This is a genomic window from Croceitalea sp. W27 (assembly GCF_055693185.1).
On sequence record NZ_CM146327.1, the window covers coordinates 1061403 to 1074080 of the forward strand.

Genomic DNA, 12678 nt, shown 5'->3' on the forward strand with positions numbered 1-12678 from the left:
TAATTAGTTGTCTCGTAAGATAACTAAACTACCTGTAAATAAGAATAGATATTAACTTAGAAATAACAATAAATGCTCACCTATTCTTCTTCCGAGGCTATGTCATCATCGTCCGAGGTATCTGAAAAGTCCTTGATACCATTGTCATTGAGAATATTATACCATTGGATGATTTTTTTGATATCACTGGCATAAACCCTATCCTCATCATAATTGGGCAATATTTCAAAGAAATATTCCTCCAATTTAATTTTGTCCTCTTTATGACCGATAGAAGTTTTACCACCGTTCTCTTTTTCAAAGATTTTTTGAAAAACCTCTCTTAACGGTACTTCTTCCTCCAAAGTATAAATAGCAATCTCTGAAAGTACACTGACATTATTGCGCAAACTTACCGTGACCCTTTTACCATCTAAAAGCGATTCACCTACAAAGCCTGCTCTTGTTTGGGTAAGTAACTTGTAAAGACCTGGTTTGCCTCCAATAGAAAGAATTTTATCTAATGTCATTATTAACAAAATTTATGCGCGCAAAAATATGCTTTTAGTTGAGAATGCAAGTTTTTTTAACGTGCTTTTTTAGGGTTGGGAAAACGCATTTTATATTCAATATTAATTTTCCCTTTTGATATCTTTTCGAGACGATTCTTTAATAACCTTTTCTTTAAGGAAGAAAGTTTATCCGTAAAAAGAATTCCTTCAATATGGTCATACTCATGCTGAATAACACGAGCCAGAAGCCCATCGTAAGTCTCGGTATACGATTTAAAGTTTTCATCTTGATAGGTAATTTTGACTGTATCCTTTCGATTGACATCTTCCCTAATGTCTGGTATGCTCAAGCATCCTTCGTTGAATGCCCATTCCTCCCCGGTCTCTTCTTCAATTTTAGCATTGATAAAGACTTTTTTAAAACCGTTCAATGCTTTTTGCTCTTCTTCGGTTAAGTCTTCATCATCGGAAAAAGGAGTAGTATCTACTAAAAACAATCTAATCGGCAGGCCTATTTGAGGTGCTGCTAAACCTACCCCATTGGCATTGTACATTGTCTCCCACATATTCGCCAATAACTCTTTTAACTTGGGGTAAGCCTCGGTAATCTCATCTGCTTTTTTTCTTAAAACAGGGTCTCCGTAAGCTATAATTGGTAATATCATAAACTATCTTCTATCTAAATATGCCTGTAAAATTATTGTGGCACTAATCTCATCAACCAAAGCTTTATTTTGTCTTTGCTTCTTTTTTACACCTGAAGCAATCATACTTTGCACTGCCATTTTTGAGGTAAATCTTTCGTCTTGCCGCTCCAACGGTATGTTAGGAAATTGCTTGGTAAATTTATTCAAAAACTTTTGAATAAGTACTTCGGATTCTGAAACAGAACCATCCATTTGTTTGGGTTCACCTATAATTACACATTCCACTTTTTCCTGAAGAAAATATGTCTTTAAAAAATCCATCAACTGCGGTGTTTCAACGGTCGTAAGACCAGAAGCAATGAGTTGTATTTCGTCTGTTACGGCAATTCCCGTGCGAACTTTTCCATAATCCAATGCCAACAAACGTCCCAAATTTGAATTTTTGGCAAAAATAACCCTAAAAATGTTATGCCCTTAAATTTGATTCAAATATTGTTTTGATACGTTTATATTTGCCAAAAAAGGGAACCATGACAGAATTAAGAACCCAAATAGAAAATGCTTGGGATAATAGAACACTTTTAAAAGAAGCTGAAACTCAAAATGCCATACGCAAAGTTATTTCTTTACTAGATGATGGAGAACTACGTTGCGCTGAACCCACTTCTAATGGATGGCAAATTAATGAGTGGGTCAAAAAAGGAGTGGTTCTGTATTTTCCGATTCAAAAAATGGAAGTGCTTGAAGCCGGTATTTTTGAATATCATGATAAAATTCCATTAAAAAGAGGCTATCAAGAAAAAGGAATTCGGGTAGTACCTCACGCTGTGGCCCGACATGGTGCTTATATTTCTTCTGGCACCATTCTAATGCCCAGTTATGTAAATATTGGAGCTTATGTTGATGAAGGTACTATGGTAGATACATGGGCTACTGTTGGTAGTTGTGCTCAAATAGGAAAGAACGTACACCTTAGTGGCGGGGTCGGTATTGGCGGCGTTTTAGAGCCGTTACAAGCGGCACCGGTTATCATTGAAGATAATGCTTTTATAGGGTCACGTTGTATTGTTGTTGAGGGAGTTAAGGTAGAAAAGGAAGCTGTTCTCGGAGCCAATGTTGTACTCACCGCGTCAACTAAAATTATTGATGTTACAGGTAGCGAACCAGTCGAAAGAAAAGGTGTGGTTCCGGCAGGTTCTGTAGTGATACCAGGCAGTTATACCAAAACATTCAATGCTGGAGATTATCAGGTACCTTGCGCACTTATAATCGGTAAACGTAAAGAAAGTACAAACAAAAAAACGTCGTTAAACGATGCGCTTCGCGAATATGATGTAGCTGTGTAGTCTAAGATGAAAAAAATACTTGTCATACAACAGAAAATGATTGGTGATGTATTGGCAAGTACCCTACTTTGCGAACATCTTAAAATTCATTTTCCAGATACTGAAGTTCACTTTTTAATCAATGAACACACTAGAGCCGTGGTCGATGGCAACCCTTCTATTGACAAAATAGTTCTGTTCAAGAAAAAATATAAAAAAGAAAGAAGACAGTTTTATACGTTTCTCAAGGGGATAAAAAAAGAGCAATATGATCTTGTAATTGATGTGTACTGCAAGCTAGAAAGTAATCTTATTAGTTATTTCTCTAAGGCTGCTGTGAAAATCTCTTATGAGAAATGGTATTCTAAATTTATTTACGATCATCTGTTCACCTATTCACAAAACCCTGATACAAAATTGGGTTTAGCTATCGAAAATCGATTATTATTACTTTCTCCTATTATTCCTAAACTTAAAGAACCAGAATTAGCACCCAAAATATTCCTTTCTAAAGAAGAACGAAGAGCCGCTGAGGAACTTTTGAGGCTACATAAAATTGATACTTCCAAAAAGGTATTTATGATCGGTATGTTGGGCAGTAGTCCGATTAAGAGTTACCCATTAGACTATTTGGCCAAAGTTATCGATTACATTACCCAAGAATATGAGGCAACTTTGCTTTTAAATTATATTCCTAGTCAGAAAGAGTATGTTAAAGAACTTCTTCAACTTTGCTCTGAAAAATCGAGGCAATCCGTTAAAGAAAATGTTTTTTGTTCTTCTTTAAGAGCGTTTTTAGGGCTATTAAGTATTTGTGATGCCTATATCGGTAATGAGGGAGGCGCAACAAACATGAGCAAAGCCCTTGGCATACCTAATTTCTCTATTTTTTCTCCTTGGATTTCTAAAAAGGCATGGTTAACCTACAATGAAAACCCTGCTAACTATGCCGTGCACTTGGCCGACTATTCAGAAAAAAATATTCTCAGTATGCCCAAGAAAGATCGAAAGAAGAATTCGTTAGCACTTTATAAACTTTTTAAACCTGATTTTTTTAAGGAAGAGCTACTGCAATTTATCGAAAGAGAAGTCTTCTCTGACTAACAATACCTGATAGGCATTCATAACAATTTTCCAATTCTTTTCCAGCATATAGGCTATTGCTAATTTGCCCTTACCACCATTTGGTAAATCGCAATCGTCAATTAAAACAATACTATTTTGATGCAAACGACTTTCGATTGCCTTAAATTCTAACAAATGATGTTCTTGGCTTTTCTTCTGTACCTCAACATCGCTGCTGTAGTCATAGCTATCCAAATAAAGTAAATCAACCTTGTCTTTAAAATTTTCTAAAAATATCAAAGAATCTGAATGGTGGATTTTCACAAACTCATTTAAGTTCTGCTTATAAACTTCTTGTTGGGCGTTTTTACAAGAATCTTCACTTATATCCACGGAATGCACGAACGCCCCATTTTCTTTTGCCCATTTACCAAAAACTATGGTTGCGGCGCCATTACTTTTAGCTCCGTGCAGACCTTCCCTTGAGGTCCCTGTTTCGATAATGGTTTTTGCCGCAATGGTTTTCATTAAATCCATCACCTTTAAAAAGGTATTCCTTCTTTTTCTAAAATCATACCTAAAAGGCATAAACGGATATAAAGATTTATGTTTTATAAATTTTCCAAGAAAAAAACCAAAAATTCCTAGGGCAAGAATCCAAATAAACCAATCCATAAAAATATTTTTTCAAATATAAGACAACCCTTTTCGGTTTTTGTACTCTCTATGGTAAAGGTTGGTAGTGCAAAATAAAATTGTAAGAAAAATACTTATTCAGTACAATTTTATCTTCTTTTTTTTGTTATAGTTTTGCAACACCAAACCGCAAGAATACCAAATTATGGCTGAAATGCACACCCCAAAGCAAAAGCTATCGGCATTAATTATAACCTATAATGAGATTGGTTACATTGAAAGATGTATTGAATCAATTTCATTTGCAGATGAAATTATAGTTGTTGACTCTTATAGCACAGATGGAACTTATGAGTTTCTTTCAAAACAGCCTAATGTAAAGGTCATTCAAAATCCTTTTGCAAATTTTACAGCGCAAAAGTCTTATGCTTTAGAACAAGCAGCAAACGATTGGGTACTTTTTGTTGATGCCGATGAAGTGGTAACTCCTAATTTAGAAACAGAGATTGTTTCTACCATAAACGACCCCAAAGCTTGCGAGGCATATTGGTTCTACCGAACATTTATGTTTCAAAACCAAAGACTGAATTTCAGTGGTTGGCAAACCGATAAAAATCATCGTCTTTTTAAGAAAAGTAAGGTAAAGTTCACCGATGCCAAACTCGTTCACGAAACATTAGAAGTGGATGGCAATTCTTGCATTTTAAAAGAAAAACTAACACATTACTGTTACAAAGATTTTGAGGACTATAAATCTAAAATGCTTCATTACGGAAGGTTAAAAGCCAAGGAAGCATTCTATAAAGAAAAGAGATTTAACTATTTTCTTCTAGTATTTAAGCCCCTTTGGAAATTTCTTTACCAATTCGTATTACGTTTAGGTTTTCTAGATGGTAAAAAGGGAATAACTGTTTGTTATTTGAACGCCTTAAGTACGTTAGAGCGTTACCGTGAGTTAAAACGATTGGAAAAAAAGAATGAGTTGGCCTATTACTTGGTTATGCCATAGTGGGTCCAAACGTGTTTTTCTATTTTCGTTTCTTTTCTAATTTTTTTGTTCTTTGCGATAGATTCAGGTGTTTTGTAGCCCCTTTTATGGTCTAAGTGAACACAAACCGCACTATATCTCAACTGTTTTGATTTAAGACCGAAATTAAAAAGCCTTTCACCTAGTTCCCTATCCTGTCCGCCATATTGCATTCTTTCATCAAAACCGTTCACGTTCAAAATATCCTTTTTCCAACCAGAAGAATTATGTCCGTTCCAACTCGCATTTGTGGGGGTAACCGTATTCAAAAGTTTTGATAAAATTCCTTTAGCTATAAGCTTATTGTTTTTAAAGGTTTTAGGGATACCTTTTTCTTTCAACCAATTAATTTGAAAGCACTTTTGCTGTTCGATATCCTCTAGAGTAATCATCTTAGAAATATTCATGGGCAGCATGTAATAGCCTCCAGAAATAAAATACCCCTTTTGTTTATTAATGTAATGCACATGCACAAAGTCTTCACGAGGAATACAGTCGCCATCTGTCATAATAATATATTCGGCGTTACATGCCGCTACAGATTTATTTAAAATACGTGACTTTTGAAACCCATCATCTTCTTGCCATACATGAACGATGTTATAGAAGACCTTTTTTTCTATTTCTTCTAATAGCTCTTTTGTTTTTGGACCAGAACCGTCATCGGCAATAACAACTTCAAAGTTTTTGAATGTTTGGCAATTAAAACCCCAAAGTACTTTCTCAAGCCATTCTTCAGCATTATAGGTACTTATTATTACAGATATTTTTGGTGCTTCCATTTCGACAAAAATATAAATATTAAACTGTTCCGCTATATCTTTAATTTTGCAACAGTCGAAATTAGTTTTCTATGAAAGTAAAAGAAATTCCTATTTCTATTTTTCACTCACTCCGTTTATTGTCATTATCTAAAAAAGGGTTAATACGAAACAAACAGTGCCTACCCATAATTGTTTCGCTCGCCACCATTCCATCTCGCCTAAATATTGTTCACCTAACTATAAGAAGTATTCTAAATCAAACTCTGGCACCAGAAAAAATAGTTTTATGGATTCATAAAGATTTAAAGCATTGTATCCCCAAGAAGCTTTCTAAGCTAGAAGGCGAAATTTTTGAAATTCGATATTCAGAACTAACCTCTTCGCATCGAAAACTTGTTAATACACTAAAAATCTATCCGAACAAGGCCATCATAACCTGTGACGACGATATGATTTATCGAAAAAACTGGTTGGAAAACAATTACAAAGCGCATCAAAATAATCCAAAAGAAATTATAGCAAATCAGGCACGTTGCATTTCTTATGAAAATAATGACGTATTGGCCTATTCTAAATGGAGTTCAATAATCAAAGCATGTACTAAAAAAGAAGCCTTGCTGCCAATAGGCGCTGGTGGAACTTTATACCCACCAAAATCATTACATGAAGACATCACAAATTCAGAACTTTTTTTAAAGCTGACCCCATCTACCGATGACCTTTGGTTTAAAGCCATGTCTTTAAAGAAAAAAACTAATTCTATACTTTCTCAATATCCTGTTCTTGAACCTATACCTATATGGGGTTCCCAAAGAGTTTCACTTAAAAGAGGTAACATAAAAGAAGATAAAAATAGAATTCAGTGGCAAAATGTTGCCGATTATTATGCACTACATGATCTGGTCAAATAAACTATGACAAAAGAAATAAACAACTGTATTGAAGCTTTAAAAAAGGAAGGCCTTATACTCTACCCTACCGATACAATTTGGGCTATTGGCTGTGATGCAACCAATAATGAAGCGGTTAAAAAAATAGATGCATTAAAAAAAAGAGCGCTCAATGATACATTAATTTGTCTAGTTTCAAGTCAGGCTATGCTAGAAAGGTATATAGAATCTGTACCAGATGTAGCTTATGATATAATGGACTTAGCGACCAAACCTACTACCATAATTTTTGATAAACCAAAAGGTCTTGCAGAAAGCCTAGTAGCATCGGACAATACTATTGCAATTCGTGTGGCTTCCGACAAATTTTGTCGATACGTAATCAATAAGTTTGCAAAACCTATTGTTTCTACCTCGGCAAATGTTTCCGGTTTTCCAACTCCCAAAAATTTTAACGCTATTTCCAATGAAATTTTAACAGGAGTAGACTATGTGGTAAATTTGCACCAAGAAAAAGAAAATTCTTCTCCCTCATCCATTATTAAACTAACAAATGATGGTTTTGTGAAAGTAATTCGAGAATAATTCAGTCAGCAGAATGAGCCATAAAGAGGCCTTACAACATCCTATTTTTGAAGTTATTGGTAAAAGTGCCGATGAGCTCGATGTGGAAGCCTATGTCATCGGTGGCTTTGTAAGGGACTATTTTCTAAAAAGAGGTGATGCTAAAGATATCGATGTTGTAGCTGTTGGAAGCGGAATAGCACTTGCACAAAAAGTAGCTTCTAAGTTAGATGGAAAACCCGAAGTGACCGTTTTCAAAAATTTCGGAACCGCAATGCTAAAACATCAAGGTTTGGAATTGGAATTTGTAGGAGCCAGAAAAGAAAGCTATACAAGGGATAGTCGCAACCCAATTGTTGAAGATGGCTCTTTAGAAGATGATCAAAATAGAAGAGACTTTACCATCAACGCAATGGCATTGGGGCTCAATAAAAATAGTTATGGAGTCTTATTAGACCCTTTCAATGGCATTGAAGACCTTAAAAATCAACTGATTCGCACTCCGCTACATCCAGACATCACCTACTCTGATGATCCTCTTAGAATGATGCGAGCGATACGTTTTGCAACGCAATTAGATTTCACCATTGAACGAGAATCACTTGATGCCATTACCAAAAACAAAAATCGGATTAAGATAGTCTCAAAAGAACGTATAGTTGAAGAGTTACATAAAATACTATTGACTTCTAAACCATCTAAAGGCTTTGCGTTACTTAACAAAACAGGATTATTAGAGTTTATCTTACCAGAATTAACGGCGCTACAAGGTATTGAAGAAATTGAAGGACAACGCCATAAAGATAATTTTTGGCACACTCTGGAAGTTGTAGACAATATTACAGAAACTACGGATGATTTATGGTTAAGATGGGCTGCTTTACTACATGATATCGGAAAAGCCCCTACAAAGAAGTTTCATAAAAAAATTGGGTGGACTTTTCACGCCCATGAGTTTGTCGGCTCAAAAATGGTCTATAAATTATTCAAACGTCTGCGGATGCCTTTGAACGACAAAATGAAGTTCGTTCAAAAAATGGTGCTAATGAGTTCACGCCCTGTCATACTCTCTGAAGAACATGTAACCGATTCTGCCGTTAGAAGATTGGTTTTTGATGCAGGCGATTATGTTGATGATTTAATGACACTCTGTGAGGCCGACATCACTACTAAAAACCCAAAAAAGCAGAAAAAGTATAAAAACAACTTCAAAATAGTTCGAGAAAAAATTATTGAAGTAGAGGAACGCGATAAAGTTAGAAACTTTCAGCCTCCTGTTACCGGAGAAGAAATTATGCAAGTATTCAATCTAAAGCCTTCAAGAGAAATTGGAATAATAAAAGATGCCATAAAAGAAGCCATTTTAGAAGGCGATATACCTAATGACCATCAAGCCGCATACGATTTTATGCTAGAAAAAGGAAAAGAACTAGGTCTAACAGCAGTTGTTATATGAATAGAAACTTCAGAAAACTCGCTAAAACTGCTTTGATATTAGTCTATTTGGTTATCATTGCCGGAGCTGTCGTACGAATGACAGGTAGTGGTATGGGCTGCCCAGATTGGCCTAAATGTTTTGGATATTACATTCCTCCCACCAATGTGGAAACATTAGAATGGCAACCTCAGCGCGAATTTGAAAAAGGACAGGTCATCATTGTAAATGAAACTTTAAAGGTGGCAAAGACAAATTTTGTCACCGGGCCGGTATTTTCTGAAACCAATTGGGAAGCATATATAAAGCATGATTATGCTACATTTAATGTATGGCACACTTGGATAGAGTATATCAATCGTCTTTTTGGTGCCTTAGCCGGTTTGGCCACCTTAATTTTAGCTATCTACTCCTTTAAATTCTGGAAGAAAAAGAAAAGAATCACATTACTTTCTTGGCTGATAGTTTTTGGAATGGTGTTTCAGGCCTGGTTGGGTGCGACAGTCGTGTATTCTGTATTGGAGCCCGTTAAAATAACCGTTCATATGGTAATGGCGCTTCTGATCGTAGCTTTTATTTTATATGTCATATTTGAGGTAAACGAACAGAATATGCTTCATAAACATAAGAGACCCCTGACCACAATAATTATACTATCGCTTATCTTGACCCTGATACAAATAATCTTAGGAACTCAAGTGCGGCAATTCGTAGATGAGCAAATAGATGTGGTCGGAGAAAATGCAAAAGACTTGTGGCTCTTAAAGCCAACAGTTCAATTCTATATTCATCGATCGTTTTCAATTTTGGTAGTGCTTCTTAATGGTTATTTATTTTACACGATCAAAAAAAATAGTTTGGGCTTTGAAAAAATGAATTGGGTAATTGGCTTAATCATTCTCGAAGTGTTTACCGGCATTTTAATGTACTATGTAGACTTTCCATTCGGCAGCCAGCCTTTACATTTGGTTTTTGCCAGTATTTTATTTGGCACACAATTCTATTTGGTTTTAGAAGCCTTAAAAGCTTCTAAAAGTCACAAAACTTTGTACCTTTAACCCCATTAATTTTTTTATCGATGATTTATAAAATCAGGGTGATACTTGATACTGAAGAGGATATTTTTAGGGATTTAGAACTTGAAAACTCTAATACCTTAGAAGATTTTCATAATGCCATTACTCAAGCTTTTGGTTTTATGGGCAATGAAATGGCCTCTTTTTATACTTGCGATGAAGAATGGGTTCAAGACGAAGAAATTGCACTTTTTGATATGAGCGAGTCTGGTTCGGATGTTCGTTTAATGAATGAAACCTTATTGTCTGATGTTCTAACCGAAAACGAACCTAAACTCATCTATGTTTACGATTTTTTGAGTATGTGGACGTTTTTTGTGGAACTGGCCGATATTGTTGAAAAGGAAGATGGCAGAGTTTATCCGAATGTACTTTTTAGTTTTGGTGAATTACCTGATTCTCCCCCAGAAAAAAGCTTTGAGTCGAAACCCACAATGGATTTTGATGATAATTTTGAGAGCTATGACGATTTAGATTTTGATGAAAATTGGAACTAGTCTTGATTGCCTACAAACTCATATTGAAATAAAATATTCCTAATTTCTTAATTAACCTTAGATAAATGCTAAACCTTTATCCTGCCCAAATTGAAAGTGTTTCTTTGCACAGAGTCGGTAATAAAAATAAAAATGAAGCTATTTTTTTATCCGCAGAACCCCATACATTGAACGATGAAATGGCCGGCTTGCTTAAGGAGTATTTTTTTAGGCCTTTTAGAGAAAAGGAAGAAAACTATTTTAAGTTTTCAAATGAAGTAGATGTAGAATTCAATGAGGTGTACAAAGCCGTTGTTGAAATTTTTGAAGACCCTTCAAAAGCACATGCAACATCAAAGAAAATAACTACACATTTATACGAACAGTCCAACCACCCCCATATCAAAAGCGGCGAGGTATATATCGTTTACTTTTCCGATATGGTCATTGATAACAAAAAAACTGAAGCAGTTGGTATTTTTAAAAGTGAACTAAAACACGATTTTCTTCAGTTTGAAGAAAGAAATCAAAATTTGGATATTTTAATCCGTCAAGGAATAAACACGAATAAATTAGACAAAGGATGCCTGGTCTTTAATCAAGATAAAGAAGAGGGGTATAAAGTACTTTCGGTCGATAGCAACAGGTATGATGCCAAATACTGGCTTGAAAATTTCTTGGGTCTAGAACCCCTTACCGATGAGAATTTTTACACCAAAAACTATTTAAAATTCTGTCAAAACTTTGCAAAAGACGTAGTCTTGCCCGCCGAAGATAAGCAGCAAGAAGTACTATTCATGAATAGAGCCGTTAACCACTTTGCCAAAAACGACGCTTTTGAAGAAAGTAGCTTCTTGAACGAGGTAATGGAAAACCCCGAATTGATACCAGAATTCAAACATTACAAAGTTGAAAAGGGCCCTAAATACAGTATTGAAGATGTATCAAACTTTGATATCGCCAATAAGGCAGTTTCTGATGCTCGCAAAAAAATTAAAAACGTTATTAATCTTGATACCAATATTCAGATTAAGATGGATTTTATCAACCCTGAATCTGCAGAAAAATTTGTTGAAAAAGGATGGGACGAAGAACGGCAAATGTATTATTACCTCGTTTATTTTAATAAAGAGCAGAAAAGCTAAAACTTTTTATCGATTATCTGCTTCATACTAACGTCTTCATAGTTTCTTTTAACAAAATCTAAAGCCGTGTCAAGTACTTGACCCATTGTTTTGCACTTTTTAAACTCTACATCCATAGTGAATTCATGAATTTCCTTTTTTAAGCGTTCAATATTCTCTGGTAGCGAAATTCTATCCACTCTTGCTGCACTCACTAATTGTTTTATTCTTTTTCCCGAACTGATGATTCTTTTGGCAACAATAGAACGTTCTTCTATTTTATATTGATCAACAGAATATTCTTGAAGTTTTTCTGAAACCAATTCTACCATTTTATAGTTTTCTTTAAAAAACTGGGGCAGGTAAACCCTTAATTTACCTTCAAAACATTGTTGGTCAAAATCAATTGCCCTGATTCTATAAACAACATGATCAAAGTCATGAACCGGTACAATCACATAATTGTATGAACGCATATCGCCCAATAAACGAATCATACAACGTTCATTGAACTTGACAAATTCTTTGGCTAGTTGCGCTTTTTCTGATGCCGTGCATTTTGGGAGCACATTTTTAATGAATACATCACCGGGAATACCCGCAATATGCTCTTCAATTAACGTGTCTTTATAGACCAAAAAATTTAAATTGTATGGTGAAAGCATGTGCTCCAATTCTAAACCATATATTCTTGAAGCATCGGTTTTCTTTACATAAAAATGAGTGTAATTATCATTTAAAATATTTCTAACCTTAATTCTAAAAGGTTTTGAGTTGCCAAAAGTGCAGTAATCAATGGCATCGATATTCAGATATTCCAATATGCGCTCACTACCGTCAGAATGCAGTATGGAATATACTTTCTTAAGGCTTAAATCAATTTCTTCCCTGTCAAAATCAGAGTAAAATACCCTTACCCAGAGTGTATCATTATCTTCATTGTCATATACCGCAACAGAACCTGCAAAACGAAGCAGGTCATCATAAAAAATAGGAATTTCAATATTTCGATTGTAACGACCTAAATACGTATCAAGTTTTTTCTTAACTGGATAAGCTGGTTTTTTTTTGGACATTAATTTTTCTTCCATCAGTTTGCACTTTTCACCATTGTTAAAACCCTAACGCAATGATTTTTAAGTATTTTCTTACTTTCTT

General features: G+C 35.0%; 15 protein-coding genes. 9 read left to right on the forward strand and 6 right to left on the reverse strand.

Going from position 1 to position 12678, the window contains the following annotated elements; all coding sequences use genetic code 11:
- Positions 1 to 80 precede the first annotated feature (80 nt).
- Genes ACZ1GR_RS04745 through ruvX form a run of 3 tightly spaced genes read right to left on the reverse strand, consistent with a single transcriptional unit; the run spans position 81 to position 1570 of the window.
- Complete coding sequence (locus ACZ1GR_RS04745; RefSeq protein ID WP_472611077.1) at positions 81 to 509, reverse strand: DUF5606 family protein; 429 nt, start codon at positions 507 to 509, stop codon at positions 81 to 83.
- 56 nt (positions 510 to 565) lie between these two features.
- On the reverse strand, positions 566 to 1156 hold the full coding sequence (gene def / locus ACZ1GR_RS04750; protein WP_472611078.1) for a peptide deformylase: 591 nt from the start codon (positions 1154 to 1156) through the stop codon (positions 566 to 568).
- Between the two features lie 3 nt (positions 1157 to 1159).
- The gene (gene ruvX / locus ACZ1GR_RS04755; protein WP_472611079.1) at positions 1160 to 1570 is read right to left on the reverse strand and encodes a Holliday junction resolvase RuvX; all 411 of its coding nucleotides are present in this window, start codon (positions 1568 to 1570) and stop codon (positions 1160 to 1162) included.
- Positions 1571 to 1668: 98 nt separating this feature from the next.
- Here ruvX and ACZ1GR_RS04760 point away from each other — a divergent pair, with 98 nt between their 5' ends.
- Complete coding sequence (locus ACZ1GR_RS04760) at positions 1669 to 2484, forward strand: 2,3,4,5-tetrahydropyridine-2,6-dicarboxylate N-succinyltransferase (protein ID WP_472611080.1); 816 nt, start codon at positions 1669 to 1671, stop codon at positions 2482 to 2484.
- Positions 2485 to 2490: 6 nt separating this feature from the next.
- Positions 2491 to 3567, forward strand: coding sequence for a glycosyltransferase family 9 protein (locus tag ACZ1GR_RS04765; protein WP_472611081.1), 1077 nt, complete (start codon positions 2491 to 2493; stop codon positions 3565 to 3567).
- Here the strand turns inward: ACZ1GR_RS04765 and ACZ1GR_RS04770 are convergent.
- A complete protein-coding gene (locus ACZ1GR_RS04770; RefSeq protein WP_472611082.1) occupies positions 3529 to 4203 on the reverse strand; it encodes a class I SAM-dependent methyltransferase in 675 nt (224 codons plus the stop codon). The genes ACZ1GR_RS04765 and ACZ1GR_RS04770 overlap by 39 nt on opposite strands.
- Positions 4204 to 4378: 175 nt before the next feature.
- Between ACZ1GR_RS04770 and ACZ1GR_RS04775 the strand changes: the two genes are divergently transcribed.
- Entirely contained in the window at positions 4379 to 5173 is a 795-nt protein-coding gene (locus tag ACZ1GR_RS04775) for a glycosyltransferase family 2 protein (RefSeq protein WP_472611083.1), read from the forward strand.
- Here the strand turns inward: ACZ1GR_RS04775 and ACZ1GR_RS04780 are convergent.
- The gene (locus ACZ1GR_RS04780) at positions 5155 to 5973 is read right to left on the reverse strand and encodes a glycosyltransferase family 2 protein (protein WP_472611084.1); all 819 of its coding nucleotides are present in this window, start codon (positions 5971 to 5973) and stop codon (positions 5155 to 5157) included. The genes ACZ1GR_RS04775 and ACZ1GR_RS04780 overlap by 19 nt on opposite strands.
- Before the next feature lie 71 nt (positions 5974 to 6044).
- Here ACZ1GR_RS04780 and ACZ1GR_RS04785 point away from each other — a divergent pair, with 71 nt between their 5' ends.
- The 6 genes from ACZ1GR_RS04785 to ACZ1GR_RS04810 all read left to right on the forward strand — a co-directional run bounded on the left by ACZ1GR_RS04785 (position 6045) and on the right by ACZ1GR_RS04810 (position 11541).
- On the forward strand, positions 6045 to 6866 hold the full coding sequence (locus ACZ1GR_RS04785) for a zinc-binding alcohol dehydrogenase (protein WP_472611085.1): 822 nt from the start codon (positions 6045 to 6047) through the stop codon (positions 6864 to 6866).
- A 3-nt stretch (positions 6867 to 6869) separates the two neighbouring features.
- On the forward strand, positions 6870 to 7430 hold the full coding sequence (locus ACZ1GR_RS04790; RefSeq protein WP_472611086.1) for an L-threonylcarbamoyladenylate synthase: 561 nt from the start codon (positions 6870 to 6872) through the stop codon (positions 7428 to 7430).
- 13 nt (positions 7431 to 7443) lie between these two features.
- On the forward strand, positions 7444 to 8865 hold the full coding sequence (locus ACZ1GR_RS04795) for a CCA tRNA nucleotidyltransferase (RefSeq protein WP_472611087.1): 1422 nt from the start codon (positions 7444 to 7446) through the stop codon (positions 8863 to 8865).
- The gene (locus ACZ1GR_RS04800) at positions 8862 to 9902 is read left to right on the forward strand and encodes a COX15/CtaA family protein (RefSeq protein ID WP_472611088.1); all 1041 of its coding nucleotides are present in this window, start codon (positions 8862 to 8864) and stop codon (positions 9900 to 9902) included. The genes ACZ1GR_RS04795 and ACZ1GR_RS04800 overlap by 4 nt, the downstream gene beginning before the upstream one ends.
- 20 nt (positions 9903 to 9922) lie before the next feature.
- Positions 9923 to 10417 (forward strand): IS1096 element passenger TnpR family protein, encoded by a 495-nt coding sequence (locus ACZ1GR_RS04805; RefSeq protein WP_377765314.1) that lies wholly within the window; start codon positions 9923 to 9925, stop codon positions 10415 to 10417.
- Between the two features lie 65 nt (positions 10418 to 10482).
- Entirely contained in the window at positions 10483 to 11541 is a 1059-nt protein-coding gene (locus ACZ1GR_RS04810) for a nucleoid-associated protein (RefSeq protein ID WP_472611089.1), read from the forward strand.
- On the opposite strand, the gene ACZ1GR_RS04815 is transcribed toward ACZ1GR_RS04810, so the two are convergent.
- Positions 11538 to 12614, reverse strand: coding sequence for a hypothetical protein (locus tag ACZ1GR_RS04815; RefSeq protein ID WP_472611794.1), 1077 nt, complete (start codon positions 12612 to 12614; stop codon positions 11538 to 11540). The genes ACZ1GR_RS04810 and ACZ1GR_RS04815 overlap by 4 nt on opposite strands.
- Between the last annotated feature and the right edge of the window lie 64 nt (positions 12615 to 12678).